The following is an 18,817-nucleotide window of genomic DNA, read 5'->3' as shown; positions in this document are numbered from 1 at the left end:
GGGAGCAGGGAGCAGGGGGAAAATAAGACTGGGAAAGACGTGGTGACGCGGAAAAATAAATAATTCTCAATACCCAATACCCAATACCCAATGCCCAATACCCAATGCCCAATGCCCAATTCCTAACCAACACACTCTTCTGTAAAAGTAAAATCATCTAAAGTTACTTGAATGGTAAAGTGTGTGTTTTCAGGACAGCGAAAGCGTTTAAGTTGAATTGAGTTATCTGCTTCTCGCGCTGCTACTGATTGTACAACTTCACCTGAGGTAGCAATTAATGCCAGTTTAATATTTCTAGGGAGGTAAAAGTTGTGATCGCTAGGGAATAATTGAATGCGGATGCCTACTCTACCGTCTGTTTCTGCGGCTAAACTCAACATCAGGAACACAGGTAAATGATTATTGGGTAATTCAATTACCTTGATTCGTTGAATTAGCTGTTCATTTGTGTCGCTGATTTGGCGAAAGCTGAAGGCTAAATCTGGCTGTGTACCAAGAACTGTTTCGATTGTCTGCCAACTTTCACTAATAATATTTTGTAACCACTGACGCAAATTGACAGGCGCTGGTTTTTGACTTGTTAATAATGCTCCCCAAATTTCAAAGGGTAATTCTCGGCGAGGATGGGTAATTGTCGGATTTTGTAATCTTTGCCAAAGGTTTTCTGTTTGGGTAGCTGATAAAGTAGGTAAAGGCGTAATGGCTGTTTGGGTTTGTTCTTCGGGATAAAGTTGACGCACTACCCACAACACGCTCAAATCTTCCACCATTTGCTGACTATCTATAGAGTAAATCCGTGCCTGCGGATCGTAAGTACCTTGATTTTTCAATTGTTCGTGGGTGGTATAACCCCAAACTCTCAACCACTCGCCATCAGGATTAACTTGTACTGCTAAATAATAATCTCCAGCCCATTGGGGAATATCTATCCATTCCTGGGGAACGTGAAATTCTTGTGTTTCTAAATTTTTATCGGGAATCAAAATCAGGCGTTTTGTATCTAAACTTATAGCCGCGCCATTGACGTATTCCCAATTTCCCGGTTGGTTCTCAATTGTCGCTTCTGGGGCGTACTCGGCTTGTAACCAAGGTAAAAACGTACTCACACAAACTTGATTGAGAAAGGCATTCCAACGCCCATCAGCACTAATATAAGATTGACTTTGTTGCCAAGCTTGGGTTTGGATTTCTGGGGAAACTTCTAACCATAGTTGAGTTGGCGGAACACAAAATGATGACATCGCGATTACTCCTTTGAGGAGTGATTGGGCAAATTACCGAAGTAATGCTGTAACCACTCCTCTAATACAGCACTAATATGTTTAACCACGTTGGAAGTCACAGAAATATGCAAAGTCTGTTGACTCCATTTGGTAATCGCCAATAGTAAGGATTCTCTCGCCTTGGTTAATTGGCGTGAAACCTGGTATTGTTGTATTTCCAGGTTTTTAGCAATTTGTTGTTGAGTCAATCCCTGCTGATAATATAGTTGCAATAATTGTTGCGATCGCTCTGGCAAGTTTTCCCAAGTTTTCATTAACAAATCATGGATTTCCTGATGTTGATTTTTCTGGGTTTCGGCTTCTTCACCAGCGATGAGACTTTCTAATAAAGAATCATGTCCGCTATTATCTGGTAAATCATCTTGTAATTCACTCTCTGCATTACCTGCTTTCGGCGCGTTGAGGGAAGAAACAGCGGGATATAAATAAGCTCTCGCATACTTAGCGCATAAAAGCAACCACTTTTCTAAACTTTGCGGCGGCGATTCTGGGGGAGGGGGGTTAAGTTGGGTTAAGCGATCGCGGTTATAAAATTGGGCGATAATTTCCCAAGTTTCCTGATTAGGCTGTTGTAACTTGCGTACATTAGGAGATTTGCCCAGAATATAACCATCGCTAAAACATTTCCAAGCCAACAAGTAACGCGCGATCGTCTCATTGTTTAGCCCAGCATTTTGCAAAGCTTCTTGAAGTCGCTTGCGGCTAAGTTTCAGCAGTAAAGCCCAATCGTTAGCATAATCAATTTCTTGTTGCTGACGCAAAACATCGCGGATAATATTTGCAAAAGCGACATGACTATAACTTTTGAGACTAGCTTTTTGATTAGGATCGCAGGCTTTGAGGATTTTTGGTACTTGGGCGATCGCTATTTGAAAATAATCAGCTAAATTGCTGTGTACGCTAGCAAATTGCGGAATTGTTTTTTTAACAGCCCAATAACAACTTTCTTGCAAGTAAGCAGACAAATGTCCCAGCGCCAATGAATTTGGCTGATTTTGCCAAGCCTTGTGCCAGTAAATCGCCCAAAAAATTTCGTTTGTGTGGTTTTCTGAGATTTTTACTAATAGATTCTGGATGCTGCGGCGCAGTTTGGCATCATATACCCAACCGTTGAAGCGTTCCGCCTCAAATTGCAGGAACATAGCAAACATTTCTGGGATACTTTGCCGAGAGCGCATGAATTAATAAGTTGTCTATTAGGGTTTATATATTTATATATATTAAGTGTGGGGGCTTATAGAAATTACATTATTCAATTTATTTTCACAGCTAAAGCAACGAGCCTAGGCGAATAAAGCCAAATATACCCTATCGAGGTGAGTTGTAAAATCTGTTTGAAATCTTTCCTAGTTCTTATTAATAATTAAGATGCGATCGCCCTGGGGTAGCGATGACTGAGTTACTTGAGTGCGCGATCGCCCAATCACGAACTTTATCTTCATCTAAGTATAAAATTTTATACTATCGCTCAATGCAACCGTTAGCCCGATAGCCCATCTGGGAATTCTGACTGTAGAACCTATTAAAATTTGCTGGGAGGTATGACAATGACTCAGTTAGATGAACCGATGTGTTCTTTGCATAAGACAATCGCTGACTTAGAGCAAGCCCTAACTCAATCTCAAATAGAAATTCAAGCACTCAAGCAAGCCCACAAGCAGGAAAGCATTGACCGTGAACGAGTAGAAGCTGAACTAAAAGCCTCTCAGCAACTATTGCAGTTAGTCATGGATACCCTACCTGAAGCAATTTTTTGGAAAGATCGAAACTCGGTTTATCTCGGATGTAACCAGAACTTTGCAGAAGATGCAGGTGTTGGTTCTCCTCAAAATATTGTAGGTAAAACAGATTTTGAAATGCCCTGGAAAAAGGAAGAAACGGAGTTTTACCGAGAATGTGATCGTCGGGTCATGCTATCAGATAAAGCTGAATTGGGAATCATTGAATCTCAACTCAATAGTGAAGGTAAACAAACATGGTTGGAGACTAATAAAGTACCACTCCATAACCCTGACGGTAAAGTTATTGGTATTTTGGGAACCTATCAAGATATCACACAGCGCAAGCAAGCAGATATCGCTCTGCAAGAATTAAATCAAACACTTGAACTTCAGACATTAGAGCTGAAATCGGCGTTGGATCAATTGCAGCAATCCCAACTACAACTCATCCAGCGAGAAAAAATGTCAGCCCTGGGTAACCTGGTGGCGGGAGTTGCTCATGAAATTAATAATCCCGTTGGTTTCCTCATGGGTAACTTGCAACCCGCACAGGAATATATAAGAGATTTATTTGAGTTAATCGATTTATATCAGAAAATCTTGCCTAACCCAGGAAAGGAGATTGAGGAGATAATTGAAGCTATTGATCTAGAGTATCTGCGGGAAGACTTACCCAAGCTCTTCTGTTCTATGGGCGAAGGAATCAACCGCATCGCGAGTATTAGTACTAGCCTCAGAACCTTTTCTAGAGCCGATGCAGAGTCTAGAGTCCCGTTTCATCTTCATGAAGGTCTTGACAGTACATTACTGATTTTGAAACATCGTCTGAAGGTAAATGAGCATCGTCCAGGTATTAAAATCACCACGAACTATCAACAGATAGCGCCAGTCCGATGTTTCCCAGGACAACTCAACCAGGTTTTCATGAATTTGCTAGCCAATGCAATTGATGCAATCGATGAATCCAATCAGGGTAAAAGCTTTTCAGAAATCCAAGCACAGCCTAATCGCATCAACGTCTCCATCAATTTGTCAACTTGTCAGCAGTGGGTAGTAATTGGGATTCGAGACAATGGGGTAGGAATGACTGAGCAAACCAAGCAGAAGATGTTTGATAATTTATTTACGACCAAGGGTGTAGGTAAGGGAACTGGCTTAGGATTAGCGATCGTCCGCCAAATTATTGTTGACAAACACTGTGGAACAATAGAAGTCAATTCGACTTTGGGACAAGGCACAGAGTTTATACTTAAGATTCCTGTAGAAATAGTTTAACAATATTGTCTTTATCCCAAATATAAAAATGATAGAGGCTGACTCATATTAGCAGCAAAGCCTAGAATTCCTGGGTCGCGATGGGAGTAAAGTAACTGGCCTTTGCTATCAAATAGAAAAGTTCCACCACGCTGGGTTAAGTAGGCAGAATTAGGTACATAAGTTTGCCAATTACGCAAAACTTCTACCATATTCCGGAGTCGGAGAGTTGCTAATTCAAAGGGACGTTGAAAACCATTTCCACCAGCTAATTTAAAAAATGAGCCTTTGAAAGCAGGTAGAGGAGTACCTTGAATAATTTCATCATCTCCAACCAATTGAGGTGCTTGGCGATCGCCTTTGTATCCCCGAAAAACTTCTCTGAGAGTTCCCGGACTACCAAACCCAGCACACATTAACATGAGATTTAGCCAAGCTTTCACAGCCGGAGACATTTTAGGTACAGAAAGATTCAGTCCTGAATAAAGTTCAAGTTGTTGATGTAGTTCTGCATCAGGTACAACATATAAATTTTCTGGGGGAAATCCTGTATATTCACAAAATCTTACTCCCGATGCGCGATCGCCAATTCCCACTGCACGAATAGCGAGTTTTTCTAAAGGCAATTTTTTAGCTTCGTGGTTTAACCACCAAGCATATTCAAGACTATCAAAATCCCCAAGTTGCGGCCAGACTAAAACGAGAATATGTGAAGCGGTCTCGCAATTTTCTAGTAGGGGTCGAGTCATGCCATCATTAACACGCTGAAGTTTAGTCTGATTCAGGAGATTGTAGGGATTCATGAAAAGAGATTAACTGCGATTGAGCTATCCGATTTTATCGTAATACCAATTCACAGAATTTTTCAGCTAATCTTCCCTTAGGTGAATAGACAAAGGTTTAAGGTAAAAAAAATCCACCTACTGATACTGGAAAATTGTTGGCTCCACCCTAGATGATTTTATCTGGCGTGATGTCGTGAACGACCCCTTTCGGGTTGGCGTTGACATTCGGCACACATTATCTAACGGGAGGATACTGCGTGAGAACGGGTGCTCATTACTTGGGTAACGGAGAGTGTGAATTTACAGTCTGGTCGCCAACAATAAATAGTGTCGCGGTGCAAATTTTGACACCACAACAGCAAGTGATACCCCTAAAACCCCACACAGAGGGTTATTGGCAGACGAAAGTAAATGATGTCTATCCGGGCACGCTTTACCGCTATATTTTAAACGAAGAAAATGCCTTTGCCGATCCAGCATCGCAGTATCAACCCGAAGGAGTTCACGGGCCTTCCCAAGTTATCGATCGCCAATTCCAGTGGACAGATGACGATTGGACTGGGGTTCCTTTGGAATCGATGATTTTCTATGAACTCCACGTTGGCACATTTACACCGGAAGGCACTTTCACCGCCATTATTCCCCGTCTCGCAGATTTAAAAGAACTGGGGATTAATGCTATTGAACTTATGCCCATCGCCCAATTCCCTGGCGACACTCATATTGAACCTTCCCTAGCGTATCGTAACTGGGGTTATGATGGCGTTTACCCGTTTGCTGTGCAAAATTCCTATGGTACGCCAGCCGATTTGAAGCAGTTAGTTAATGCTTGTCATCAATATGGTATTGCTGTAGTGCTGGATGTGGTTTATAACCACTTTGGCCCAGAAGGTAATTACATGGGTCAGTTTGCACCTTACTTTACTAAAACCTATAAAACGCCTTGGGGCAACGCCATGAATTTTGATGACGCTCATAGTCAGGGTGTGCGTCACTATTTTATTCAGAATGCGCTGTATTGGTTGGGAGATTTCCATATTGATGCATTGCGGCTGGATGCAATTCAGGCTATCTACGATTTAGGAGCCAAACATTTTTTATGGGAATTAGCAGAAGCTGTTCATGGCTTCTCCCAAGATGGGGGACGCAAACGCTACTTAATTGCCGAAAGCGATTTAAATAATCCCCAAATCATTCGTCCGCCAGAATTAGGTGGCTATGGACTTGATGCGCAATGGAGTGATGACTTTCACCATGCATTGCACGCATTGCTAACAGGCGATCGCCAAGGATATTATCAAGACTTTGGACAATGTGCCCAACTAGCCAAAGCTTACACAGATACCTTTGTCTACGATTGGCAGTATGCACCCCATCGTCAACGATTTCATGGTATATCTTGCCGCGATCGCCCGCCATCACAATTTTCCGTCTGCATTCAAAATCACGATCAAATCGGCAACCAAATGAAAGGCGATCGCTTATGGAATCGGATATCCTTTGCAGGATTGAAATTAGCCGCCGCTGCTGTGTTATTGTCACCGAATTTACCCTTATTATTCATGGGTGAAGAATACGGCGAAACTGCACCTTTCATGTACTTTGTGAGTCACTCCGATCCTGATTTAATTCAAGCAGTACGAGCCGGGCGCAAACAAGAATTTGAAGCTTTTCATTATGACGAAGATCCACCAGATCCAGAATCAGCAGAAACCTTTTTGCATTGTAAACTCAACTGGCAATTACGCAACCAAGGTCAGCACAAAGTATTACTAAATTGGTATCGTCAGTTAATTGATTGGCGCAAAACCCATCCCGCACTATTGAAGCAAGAACGTAACTGCATCCAAGCTACTAGCGACGAAGATAAACAATTAGTCATAGTGCGACGTTGGAGTGAATCAACTGAAGTGATATTTGCACTGAATTTCAATCAATCGCCAGTAACCGCAACCTTGCCAATTCAGCATCATGTTTACAAACAATTAGACTCAGCAGATACCGCCTGGGCTGGCCCCGGTTCACAAGCACCTGAAGAACTATCTGTAGGACAAGAAATCACACTGCAACCCACCAGTTTGGTGCTGTACGAGTTAGTGCCTTAATTACTCTTTCCTCTGCGTCCTTGGCGTCTTGGCGGTTAGTTAAAACCAAGGAGTCTCATGCATAGGCGCAAAGCAGAAAAAATATTCCCCTCATTTTCCAGACAAAACAACAATTCTATGCGAATTCCTCAAGCAACTTATCGAATTCAATTTACATCACAATTTAACTTCGACAACGCCAAAGCGATCGCATCTTACCTCGCTGATTTAGGTATTTCCGATTTATACGCCTCCCCCATCTTCAAAGCACGCTCCGGAAGTACACATGGCTATGATGTCGTAGATGCTACCCAATTAAATCCTGAATTGGGCAGCACTGAGTCCTTTACAGCTTTAGTTAGCAAACTCCAATCCCTTGGTATAGGCTGGTTGCAAGACATCGTACCCAATCACATGGCTTATACTAGCGAAAACGCCTACTTAATGGATGTATTAGAACACGGCCCAGATTCTAGTTATACAGACTACTTTGATTTGTGTTGGAATGCTCCCTTTGGCGATCGCGAACAGCGAATTCTCGCTCCCCTACTAGGCGATTTCTACGGTGTTTCTTTGGAAAAAGGAGACATCCAACTGCAATATGAACAAAACGGTTTAACTGTCAACTATTACAGCTTAAAATTGCCTCTGCGGTTAGAATCTTACACCAAATTTCTCACCTATAATCTAGGTAAACTCACCCGCACTTTAGGACGAAATCATCCCGATTTTATCAAACTCTTGGGAATTCTTTATATTCTCAAAAATGTGCCTTCAGAAGTGGCTGGTAAACAACGACAAGACCAAATCGCCTTTATCAAAGGTCTGATTTGGGAACTTTACACCAGCAACGATTTAATCCGTGAGTTTATTGCTGAAAACCTGAAAACTTTTAATGGAGAAGTAGGTAATTCAGATAGCTTTAATCTCCTAGATGATATACTCAAAGACCAATTTTATCGTCTCGCTTTCTGGAAAGTTGGGGCGGAGGAAATGAATTACCGCCGCTTCTTCACTGTCAACGAGCTGATTTGTGTAAAAGTTGAAGAATTAAAAGTTTTTAATAACACTCATAGCTTAATTCAAAAGCTAGTAGAAGAAGGTAAAATTACTGGTTTACGAATTGACCATATTGATGGACTTTATAATCCTACACAATATTTAGAACGACTCCAAGAAAAAATGGGTGATGTTTACATTACCGTCGAAAAAATCTTGGAAATTACAGAAGATTTACCAAAAAATTGGAGAATTGAAGGTACATCTGGATATGATTTTTTGAATTATGTAAATGGTGTATTTTGTCAAGCAGAAAATGAAAAATACTTCGATACAATTTACCATAGCTTTATTGGCTCAAAAGTAGATTATGCATCTCTTATCAAGAGTAATAAACATCTCATCCTCGAAAAGAATTTAGCAGGTGACGTTGATAATTTGGCAATTCTGTTGCAGAATATTTCTAGCAAATATCGCTATAGCAACGACTTTACAATTAATGGATTAAAACGAGCGATCGCAGAAATTCTCACCCTGTTCCCTATCTACCGCACCTACATTACCCCTGATGGCATCCATGATAGCGATCGCGCCTGTATTCAAAAAGTAATCCGTCAAGCCAAGGAACAAGCACCGCTATTGCAGCACGAGATGGACTTTATTGAAAAGCTGATGGTGCTAGAGTTTGATGAATCCCTGACGCAAATAGAACGGGAACGGTGGCTATATTTTGTCCTGCGGATGCAGCAATATACAGGCCCGCTCATGGCTAAAGGTGTGGAAGACACCACATTATATGCTTACAATCGGTTGCTATCGCTGAATGAAGTTGGCGGAAATCCCAGTCATTTTGGCATCTCCCTAGGCGAATTTCATACCTTTAACCAAAAGCACCAAGCCAACTGGCCCCACACAATGAACACCACCGCCACCCACGACACCAAGCGCGGTGAAGATGTACGCGCCCGGTTAAATGTATTATCAGAAATCCCAGATGAGTGGGAGCAACAGGTTAATACTTGGAGTAGCATGAACCAAGGGCACAAAAGCCAACGCAATGGTTCAGTTATGCCCGATCGCAACGATGAATATTTTCTTTATCAAACCCTAGTAGGTGCGTTTCCCTTCGCGGAACAGGAACAATCATCCTTTGTCGAAAGGGTGAAGGAATATATGATTAAATCCATTCGTGAAGCGAAAGTGCATACAGCATGGTTACGTCCTGATAGCGAGTATGAAGAAGCTTGTACTTCCTTTGTGGAAAAAGTTTTAGATTCAAGCATAGCAGGAGAATTTTTGGCAACTTTTCGCAGTTTTCAACAGCAAATTGCCGAATATGGAATTTTTAACTCTCTTTCTCAAACTCTCATCAAAATTGCTGCGCCTGGCGTACCAGACTTTTATCAAGGAACCGAACTTTGGGAACTAAGTCTAGTCGATCCAGACAACCGCCGCCCTGTAGATTTTGAGCAGCGACGTACTTATTTGAGTGCGATGAAAGAGCAAATTAAAACCGATATTCTCGCCTTAATTGAAGAATTACTCACTCAGAAAAACGATGGCAGAATCAAACTATTTTTAACAGTTCAAGCCCTAAAAACTAGAATAGACTATCTCGAATTATTCCAAGACGGCGAATATTTGCCATTAGAAATTCACGGAACTCACGCTAATCATATCATCGCCTTTGCCAGACAGCAGGAAAATCAAACAGCGATCGCGATCGCCCCGCGCTTTTTCACTCGTCTCATCCAGCCTGGAGAATACCCCTTAGGTGAGTCGGTATGGCAAGATACACACCTGCAATTACCCAAAGGAATTTCCTCAACCTTGAAAAATGCTATAACTCAGCAATCTTTAGCAGCTACAGGAACATTATCTATTGGTGCAGCCCTGGCTCATTTTCCGGTTGCTTTATTGGTGAGTGATTAGCCATTAAACCTATTGCGAAAAATAAAAATGAAACCACAGATGAATCATCGATGTTTATCTGTGGTTGCAATTAATTATTGAATTTTGAAATAATGTTATGACTACTCAATCTTCCACCCAATCGCCATTCACTAGCACGCAAATTGATGCGGTGCGAACCTATATCAAAAAAACCTGGAAAACATTAACGCGATCGCACGCACATTTATTGCAATCTGCCAAAGATACCAAGCTAGAACACAAACCAGGTACTCCCTGGATTATTTACATTTCGCCTAGAGAAGATCGGGCAAATATTCAGTCTGTGTTAGAGCACGCGCTGTCTCCAGAAGAGATGCAACAAATCGAAATTCGCACTCTACCCCCCGAAGTCGAAGCCATTACAGAGCATGGATTGCTATACCTACCAGGATCTTACGTTGTCCCTGGTGGACGCTTCAACGAAATGTATGGCTGGGATAGCTACTTTATTTTGCTAGGTTTGTTACAAGATGAGGAATGGGATTTAGCCCAAAGTCAAGTCGATCAGCTACTTTACCAAGTACAGCATTATGGTACTATCCTCAATTCCAACCGGACTTATATGCTGTCGCGATCGCAACCTCCAGTCCTCAGCCTGATGGTTTTGGCAATGTTCCAGCATACCCAGGATGAAGAATGGCTAAAGTCAACTTTACCGATATTAGAGCAGTTTTACTATTTCTGGGTAGTAGCGCCCCATCTCAACCCGGCAACAGGTCTATCGCGATATTATGCCTTAGGTGAAGGGCCAGCGCCAGAAGTTTTGTTCTCTGAACGGGATGAGGAGGGAAAAAGCCACTATGATCGCGTCAAGGAATACTATCAAAGATTTGAGATTGAAGATTATGATATCAATCTTTACTACGACAGAGAAAACGATCAACTGACCGATCTATTTTACAAAGGCGATCGCACAATGCGCGAGTCTGGCTTTGATATCAGCAATCGCTTTGGCCCCTTCAGTGTTGATATTATCCACTATGCACCCGTGTGCCTCAATAGTTTGCTTTATCAAATGGAACAAGATTTAGCCCAGATTAACGATATTTTAGGCAACGAACAACTAGGGCAACAATGGCGCGATCGCGCAGATAGTCGCCGCAATCTTATCGATCTTTACCTTTGGGATGAGAACCAAGGATTATATCTCGATTATCATTTCCCAACTGAAAAACGTCGCTATTACGAATTTGCTACCACCTTCTATCCCCTGTGGATGGGAATGGCTTCTGAAACACAAGCCAAAAGCGTGGCTGAAAATCTCTCTTTGTTTGAAGCGCCAGGAGGAATATTTACCAGTACCCGCGTTACAGGTAACCAATGGGATGCTCCCTTTGGTTGGGCACCATTGACCCTAATTGCTGTTCAAGGGCTGCATCGTTATGGCTATCATCAAGAAGGCGATCGCATTGCTCGCAAGTTCCTAGCTATGATAATTAAGGAATTTGAACGTCGTAGCATCTTGGTCGAAAAATACGATGTAGAACGCTGTTCTGCCAACGTTTCTGACGAAATCTGCTTTGGATACAGTTCCAACGAAATCGGCTTCGGTTGGACTAATGGTGTGATTCTAGAACTCCTTGCCACTTTACCTTGAGACTGCGTCAGCCCTAACCATGTTTTGACCGAGAAAACAATAAAAGCCTAACGGGCGTTTGAGGGACTTCCAGAGAATAAATTACCCAATTTATTTAATGATATTTTTCTTTACTCCCCCTGCCCAATGCCCCATGCCCAATGCCCCATGCCCAATGCCCCATGCCCAATGCCCCATACCCAATGCCCAATGCCCCATGCCCAATGCCCAATGCCCAATGCCCCATGCCCCATACCCCATACTAAATAGTTTGGTGCGCCAAGTTTTTATCGATTAATTTTGTGCGCGAGTTCATCCGCACAGCGCGGAACATGCCAAAGCGACACAACCCAGTACCAAATGCCAAACGCATCAGCAATAACGTTGGTACTTCGCGCACAGACTTGATAAAACCAGATACCCCAAAACGCACCAATCCCTGAGGTCGAACTATACCTTGCCAGATTGAATCCAACCAAGAAGGAAGCGTTTCTTTCGTCCAGTCGGCTGTAATTACTTCTCCCTCAACTAATTTCGTCTCTGCTAACAGTTCGCTAAAGCCCTCTATGCTAGCAAAAGCTGGATGAGACCATTGATCGAGGAGTTGTTTCATCACTGGTTTCTCCCAGAAATTTAGGGGCAGCTGGCGGTCATCCCGCTGATTCCAGTCAGCTACAACCAACACACCACCAGGCTTGAGTACCCGCATTAATTCGCGAGCAAAAACCGCTTTATCAGGCATATGGGGGCCCGCTTCAATCGACCAAACTACATCAAAACTGGCATCTGGAAACGACAACGCCATTGCATCATCAACTGCAAACTGGGCACTTATTCCTGGGGGCGTTAACTCTTGGGCACGTTTTACCTGCTGTGGGCTGATTGTAATCCCCGTGACCGCAAACCCATAGTCTCGCGCTAAAATGCGACTACTACCCCCAATACCACAGCCAACATCTAAAACAGTAGTTCCAGGAGATAATTTATCTAAACCACCCCATTTCACCATTTCATGTACAAAGTCAGATTTAGCCGCTAAAAAATCCTTGCGTCGTGGCGGCGAACCGTAATGACCGAGGTGAATATGCTCTCCCCAATAAAACTCTAGGATGCCATCAGTAGTCCATTCATCGTAAGAATTAGCAACTGTAGCAGAAGATTGATACTTACGAGCAGTCAGGAAATAAAATACAATTCCTATGGCTAAAAATAAAATAACACCAATTACAAAATATAGTAAGTTTGACATCGTTTTGAAAGCTAACTATAACTCTAATTTAACTGGTAGACGCACAAAAATATTAATACTTGAAAGGTAATTCTTATTGATCTATAATTCTATTTATGCCTGCTTGCTAGAAAAATTAGGTTCTTGAATATTGGGAAAGTTTTCAAATTTACGGCGCATTCAATCCCTACTTAGTTCATTGTTGAGTTAATTTTTTGCAGTGTTCCCAGATAAATTCTTCCTTCTATATCTGCATCTTAATTCACTACCACCTCACTAAATTTCAGCATTGCATAGGCATCAAGTAAAAATAAGTAGTGCGAGCATCTTGCTCGCGCGGGCAAGATGCCCGCACTACAAATATTGAATTGTTCAACTTATTTTTACACGGCTCCATAATAGGTAGGGGAGCTTACGGGTTCGCTAGCTCCCTCAGTAGTGCATTGCCCAATCTACAATTGAATTTTCAGGAACGAAGAATTATCAAATGCTGTTGGCATAGTTGTATTTACCTCCACGTTCAAGAGCTTGCTTGTAAGCAGGCCGCGCATGGATGCGTTCGATAAATTGCTGAATCTTTGGTCGGTTCTCTATCATTTCTGCTTGCATAGCAGCAATTTCCAGAGGAAAGCTCATTTGAATATCGGCAGCAGTGAATTCTTCGCCTACAAACCACGTACTCTTATTAAGTTCAGCTTCTATATAATCAAAGTGAAGCTTGATTTGGGGCGCAATAAATGCGTCGTTGGCGCTGCTGTCATCTCCTCCAAAACGGTTAAAGATAAGGTTCATTACTAGAGGTGGCATTGCCGAGCCTTCTGCATAATGTAACCAATAAGTGTAACGCAGACGCTCTGGTGTACCGGATTCTGGGATTAGCCGACCATTACCGTAGCGACTGACTATGTATTCAATGATAGCGCCCGACTCAGCAACCGTTTGTTGCCCATCTGTAATTACTGGTGACTTACCGAGGGGATGGACTTGCCGCAGGGATGCTGGTGCTAGCATCGTCTTGGGGTCACGTTCGTAGTATTTAATGTCGTATTCGATACCTAATTCTGCAAGTAACCATAACACGCGCTGCGATCGCGAGTTGTTGAGATGATGGACAACAATCGTCATAACTAATTTCTACCTCGCTGTTGCATTTCTTGTTGACGCATAGGCATAGCGTCGATTTGTTCAAAAATAGCCTTAACTTCGACTGGTGTTGCTTCCTGGCGCTTAACACCACCATCTTTACCCACCAAAATCACGCGAAAATTATTTTTGTCCACTCCAAAGCGATCGCGCAAATTAGCTACAGAAGATTGATCTATTAACTGTCCGTTAGCATAACTTGTATCTGTTGCCAAAACCTGAACCAGAACTAAATCCCGGTCTACCAAACCGCTGTGATGCTGTTGCAATAACTGCATCTGCTGTTGGTAGGCATGGTTATCAACAGACGGTGCAAAGATGAGTAAGACACGGTTTTGCCATTTTTGGGAACTAAGGTTAAATGAAGACATTTTGAGCTGATGATTGCTTGAACCTTGGACATTACTAGCAAAACTGACTGGTAACAGAGTAGACGCTATTAGCGTCAGGAAAATTAATACTGACTTATTCACTAGGGGATTTTTATCTTCTGGCATCATTTCAAGCTATCATCAGTTTCCCCAGTTTTCCTCTATCTAGTGGTTTGTTTTGGGTATAAAAAAATCAATTGCAAACTGGTGAAATCACAAGCCTTTGCTGTCTTACTTTCACTGTCGGATTACTCAAAAAGCTTATTTTTTCAGCAGACTTTGTAAAATTTCCATATAAACCACATCTATTTTGAGAACCATATGAAATACTACAAGTAGGGTTGTTGACTGTTAACCGTTCACAGTCAACCGTCAACAGCCAACCATCAACAGCCAAAACCGATATTTTTCGCAACTCAATTAGGATTGCTATATTTAGGAAATAGTTAAATTTATATTTAAAGCTTTAGTAATCAAAGTATAATTAAGGATTTTTCCAAATGGTAGCTTGCAAAGACCAGGCAATTGACCACTTAAACCAGCTTGGATATAACGCAATTAAACTTCCGCGAGAAGGTATTACCCCGTTAACTATTTTATCCCGCGATTCTAAAACTGGCATTTCAAGTATATATGCAAATATTACAGATATAGTTGCCGATCCAATGCCACCTTTGCCCCAAGTGTTTACAAACCTGCAAGCAGGCACAATTAGTGGATTAAGAACAAATAAGTTAGAGTTCAATTTTGGTATTTCCATACTCAACAATCTATTATCTGCTTTGGGCGGAAAAAGTGCGGGCATAAAATCAGTTTTTGGCAAAGCTTCGGCAATCGAATTTGAATATGAAAATGTTCTGTATGACACTGTTATGCCTGCTGCTGTGAGTAAATTTTTGCGGCAATCTCAGCCATTAATTGATGAAGACTTTATTGCTCAGTTTAATGAAGAGGGGGAAGCTTATATCATTATCGATGTGCTGAAATCTAATTCTTTTGGCATTAGACTTTATCAGGATAATGTGCAAGGAATAGATATTAATATTGATGCTGTTAAAAATGTCATTGGATTAGATTCAAAAATTTCTGTTGAAAAAAAAGGAGATACAAAAATCTCATTTAATGGCAGTCAATCCCTGGGATTTGGCTTCAAAGCTTGTCCAATTTGGATAGAAACTGTTGGTGGAGTTGTAAAATTTAAGTTGAACCCCAATACAAACAAAAGCGTAGATCTCAAAGCCGTGACAGCACCTCCAACTGAAATAAATTTAGATGATGAATCTGTGTTAACGCCAGTTTTGTTTGCTCCCAATCAATTGCTAGAATTAGCATAATCCTATGAATTGGAAATGGATTGAGATCGCCAGCTATTAGGGAATGCCAAAATATTAAAATAAACCAGTCCTTCCACAATTCCAGCCGCATCGGGGTAATAAGTTAAATAGTGCCAAGGGTAATGGGTTTTGTAGTACCATTGAAGCAGTTCTGTTTGGGCATTACTGACAATAATTCCTGGCGACGGTAATTTAAATAGGCTAATGTCATTTCCCGAACCTCCACAGATAACAGTGGCCTCCGGTTCTACTTGCAAGAGTTGTTGCACATATGCAGCAGCTTTACCCTTGTTACAATTTTTGGGTACGATATCAACATCACGTCCATTACTAAAAATAACCTGAGTTGATAATCCTGAAAAGTCTAATAAATCTTGTAAATCATCAATAACATGAAGTGAAGCAGCCATATCGAGGCTCAAGCTGATTTTCCAGCGAGTTTGTTCGCTTTGAGAACGAACTTTCAAGCCGGAAAATTGGCTAGCAATCGCCCAAATAGTATCTCTATTCCAGCCTTGTGAAAGGTAATTTGCCCAATCTTGCTCTAAAATCACACCCTGTTGATAAATTTCACTCCCTAGACTAGTAATTAGGTAATCTGGTTTTAAAAGCTTTGATTGTGCTATAAATTTACGGCTGGAAGTATCAGTTTCTTCAGTAATATAGACTAAATATATATGTTTACGGAACTCTGCTAAACGTTGGGTTAAAAAATTAGTTCCTTTATCTTTCTCGACCAGAGTATTATCTAAATCAATCACTAATAGTAATTTCATTATTAGTTCCTCACATTTATAATGTGTTTATAATCATAAATAAATGACGTATTTGGTAAAAATACAGGGATATTGCACCACAAATTTGCATGTTTTAAATATATTCGTCAATCCATTATCTAAAATTCTTTTATCCCTGTATTTCTCAATCGATTTTAGCCTGGCATATTGTGGCTTAACTATTTACCCACTGCACAGTACCATTAGAAAATGAGTCAACTAGTTTCTCTAAAGCTTTAATGTCGCTCGGTTTTAAAGCTTTAGACTTCAACAAAGTTTGAATTTGCTTTTCTACATTTGGAGTTAAATTATGCGTTTGAATTATTTCTTGAACAAATGTAGAAAGCGTTAGTGATTGGTAGAGTTCGTAAATTTGATTAGTGACTGCTTGAGTACTAAAACGAGACTGAACCCAGCTATATGCAGCATTAGCGTAAAACTGCCTCAAACTGGGGTTATCTAACACATTACTAATAGCTTTTGTTAAATCATGATGATTTCCTGGAGGAACCAACAGCCCGGTTTGACCATGCACTACTGTATGCTGCAATCCGCCAACATTACTAGCAATTACAGGTGTTCTGGCTGCCATTGCTTCAATTGCAACTAAACCAAAAGGTTCGTAATAACTGGGAACTACACAAACATTTGCAGCAGCATAGTAAGCAGGTAACTGCGCTTGCGAAATCTGTCCAGTAAACACTGTTACTGCTTCTAAACCCAGCTTTTTGACTAAGGCTTGAATACGTTGTTGTTCTTGAAGATCTGGGCCATCTTCGCGACTACCACCAACAAAATAAAGTTGAAAGGAATTAGGTAAAGCCGCACAAGATCTGACTAATGTTTCGATTCCCTTACGGCGGTCAAAACGCCCTACATATAAAATTATCTGAGCATCGGGGCTAATTCCCAATTTCTGGCGAGCTATTTTCTGGCTGACAGAACTAAAATGTGTAGTGTTAATACCACAGGGAATAATTTTAATTCTGCCTTTTTGCGAAATTAATTGGCGGAGGTCGTCTACTTCCTGAGGACTAGTAGAAATTACACAATCTATTTGCTCTAAAATTGTTTTTTCTACACAATGGCGAATTGCAGCAATCTGCGGCGGATTTTGTTCATCACGGTATTTAACTGCTCCGATGGAATGATAAGTATGAACTTGAGGTAATCCTAGTTGCGATTTGAGTTGTAATCCTACCCAACCAGAAAGCCAGTAATTGGTGTGAATTAGTGCATAGTTACGCCCCGTTTGCTGTTGAAAATTCAACCAAGATGCAACAAATTCTGGTAAATGCTCAAATAACTCGGTTCTAGGAACAAATTTTATTGGCCCTGCGGTTAGACGAATTGTGCGACACCCTGGTGCTAGTTCCACAATTTCTTCTTGATTGGGATGTTCGCGTCGGGTAAATATATCAACCTGACATCCCTTTTGTGCTAATGCTAATCCCAATTCTCGCACGTAGATATTTTGTCCACCTGCCCCTTCTTTGCCAATTTCAGCCGTCGGATCGCCGTGAACTGAAATTAATGCATAGGTGGGTTGAGAATGTGTTTCTAGATTAGGAATTTCCAGAGACTCAAATAAACTCACAGGGACAAGATTTTTCATTGTTAAATTTCTACCTACAAAACTCAAAGATGATTAATTAACTGTTAGCCTTCAGAGTAGAATTACTGAACATTAAACAAACTGTGCAAAAACCTTCTCGATAAAAAAGCTGGATGTGATTTATCTAAATTTCTTCTATCTTTAGCAGGTTCTGGCAGCGAATCGATGAGTAAGCGAATTGCCTCATGAACTGATATTTGATTAGCTTCTGCATATATTCTGAGCTTAAGATATTGCTCATTAGTAAGCACGATATTGGCAATGTTCACGGAAAAATGTGACATAAGAATTTACTCAAAACTACAACCAGGTTGCAAAACTCCGGTCTTTTGAGATGTTACGTCTTATAAGTTAAAATATCGGGTATTAATCGGGTAGAAATCGGTGATACCCGAAAAATCATTAACTTTTACAATCCTATTTCAGTTGTAAAAATACCCGTTTTGGCTGTTAAATGTGGAACATGAACTGTTAACAGCCATTTTTAAATTTAATAGCAATTTAAATAGTCTTGGCGGCACATCAATATATTCTAGAAGGCATGGCAGTGCCCATTGGTGTCAACTTAAGCTAAAAGTAAGCAAAAGATGTATCTCTAAGAACATTAATAATGATGTTCTTAGAGATACATCATGGCAAGAAAACGTCCAGCGCGAACAGGAAACCCAGACCTGCGGCAACAAAAACAAGTACCG

General features: G+C 41.1%; 16 protein-coding genes. 7 read left to right on the top strand and 9 right to left on the bottom strand.

The genetic code is table 11. The features are described from left to right. Positions 1-122: 122 nt before the first annotated feature. Positions 123-1,241, bottom strand: coding sequence for a DUF1822 family protein (locus H6G41_RS27685; protein WP_190750648.1), 1,119 nt, complete (start codon positions 1,239-1,241; stop codon positions 123-125). 5 nt (positions 1,242-1,246) lie between these two features. Next, a complete protein-coding gene (locus H6G41_RS27680) occupies positions 1,247-2,461 on the bottom strand; it encodes a sigma-70 family RNA polymerase sigma factor (protein ID WP_190750646.1) in 1,215 nt (404 codons plus the stop codon). 369 nt (positions 2,462-2,830) lie between these two features. Here H6G41_RS27680 and H6G41_RS27675 point away from each other — a divergent pair, with 369 nt between their 5' ends. Continuing rightward, on the top strand, positions 2,831-4,279 hold the full coding sequence (locus tag H6G41_RS27675; protein ID WP_190750644.1) for a sensor histidine kinase: 1,449 nt from the start codon (positions 2,831-2,833) through the stop codon (positions 4,277-4,279). A gap of 11 nt (positions 4,280-4,290) precedes the next feature. On the opposite strand, the gene H6G41_RS27670 is transcribed toward H6G41_RS27675, so the two are convergent. Beyond that, positions 4,291-5,061, bottom strand: coding sequence for a peroxiredoxin-like family protein (locus H6G41_RS27670; protein WP_190750643.1), 771 nt, complete (start codon positions 5,059-5,061; stop codon positions 4,291-4,293). 239 nt (positions 5,062-5,300) lie between these two features. Here H6G41_RS27670 and treZ point away from each other — a divergent pair, with 239 nt between their 5' ends. The 4 genes from treZ to H6G41_RS35870 all read left to right on the top strand — a co-directional run bounded on the left by treZ (position 5,301) and on the right by H6G41_RS35870 (position 11,925). Beyond that, positions 5,301-7,148, top strand: coding sequence for a malto-oligosyltrehalose trehalohydrolase (gene treZ, locus H6G41_RS27665; RefSeq protein WP_190750641.1), 1,848 nt, complete (start codon positions 5,301-5,303; stop codon positions 7,146-7,148). Positions 7,149-7,265: 117 nt separating this feature from the next. Then, positions 7,266-10,058, top strand: coding sequence for a malto-oligosyltrehalose synthase (treY, locus tag H6G41_RS27660; protein ID WP_190750639.1), 2,793 nt, complete (start codon positions 7,266-7,268; stop codon positions 10,056-10,058). A 97-nt stretch (positions 10,059-10,155) separates the two neighbouring features. Beyond that, positions 10,156-11,676, top strand: coding sequence for a trehalase family glycosidase (locus tag H6G41_RS27655; RefSeq protein WP_190750637.1), 1,521 nt, complete (start codon positions 10,156-10,158; stop codon positions 11,674-11,676). A 126-nt stretch (positions 11,677-11,802) separates the two neighbouring features. Then, positions 11,803-11,925 carry a hypothetical protein gene (locus H6G41_RS35870; RefSeq protein ID WP_277878200.1) on the top strand — a complete coding sequence of 41 codons (123 nt, stop codon included), beginning with the start codon at positions 11,803-11,805 and terminating at the stop codon, positions 11,923-11,925. Here the strand turns inward: H6G41_RS35870 and H6G41_RS27650 are convergent. The 3 genes from H6G41_RS27650 to H6G41_RS27640 form a co-directional block, all read right to left on the bottom strand. Next, a complete protein-coding gene (locus H6G41_RS27650; RefSeq protein WP_190750635.1) occupies positions 11,918-12,904 on the bottom strand; it encodes a methyltransferase domain-containing protein in 987 nt (328 codons plus the stop codon). The genes H6G41_RS35870 and H6G41_RS27650 overlap by 8 nt on opposite strands. A gap of 462 nt (positions 12,905-13,366) precedes the next feature. After that, positions 13,367-14,008, bottom strand: a complete 642-nt coding sequence (locus H6G41_RS27645) for a glutathione S-transferase family protein (RefSeq protein ID WP_190750633.1) — start codon at positions 14,006-14,008, stop codon at positions 13,367-13,369. A 2-nt stretch (positions 14,009-14,010) separates the two neighbouring features. After that, the gene (locus tag H6G41_RS27640; protein WP_190750631.1) at positions 14,011-14,526 is read right to left on the bottom strand and encodes a DUF4174 domain-containing protein; all 516 of its coding nucleotides are present in this window, start codon (positions 14,524-14,526) and stop codon (positions 14,011-14,013) included. A 371-nt stretch (positions 14,527-14,897) separates the two neighbouring features. Here H6G41_RS27640 and H6G41_RS27635 point away from each other — a divergent pair, with 371 nt between their 5' ends. Next, positions 14,898-15,731, top strand: coding sequence for a hypothetical protein (locus tag H6G41_RS27635; RefSeq protein WP_190750629.1), 834 nt, complete (start codon positions 14,898-14,900; stop codon positions 15,729-15,731). Positions 15,732-15,733: 2 nt separating this feature from the next. On the opposite strand, the gene H6G41_RS27630 is transcribed toward H6G41_RS27635, so the two are convergent. From H6G41_RS27630 to H6G41_RS27620, 3 genes are all read right to left on the bottom strand, one after another. Beyond that, entirely contained in the window at positions 15,734-16,507 is a 774-nt protein-coding gene (locus H6G41_RS27630; RefSeq protein ID WP_190750627.1) for a sucrose-phosphate phosphatase, read from the bottom strand. A 175-nt stretch (positions 16,508-16,682) separates the two neighbouring features. Further along, positions 16,683-18,122, bottom strand: a complete 1,440-nt coding sequence (locus H6G41_RS27625; RefSeq protein ID WP_190750625.1) for a glycosyltransferase — start codon at positions 18,120-18,122, stop codon at positions 16,683-16,685. A gap of 62 nt (positions 18,123-18,184) precedes the next feature. Next, positions 18,185-18,406, bottom strand: a complete 222-nt coding sequence (locus tag H6G41_RS27620; protein ID WP_190750623.1) for a hypothetical protein — start codon at positions 18,404-18,406, stop codon at positions 18,185-18,187. 172 nt (positions 18,407-18,578) lie between these two features. Here H6G41_RS27620 and H6G41_RS34820 point away from each other — a divergent pair. Then, the coding region (locus tag H6G41_RS34820; RefSeq protein ID WP_206756954.1) for a hypothetical protein at positions 18,579-18,817 on the top strand (239 nt) is incomplete at its 3' end.

Origin of the sequence: Tolypothrix sp. FACHB-123 (assembly GCF_014697075.1) — a bacterium.
Classification (GTDB): Bacteria; Cyanobacteriota; Cyanobacteriia; order Cyanobacteriales; family Nostocaceae; genus Aulosira.
Note: the sequence above shows the minus strand (reverse complement) of the source record. Positions and strands in the feature narration are given on the sequence as shown.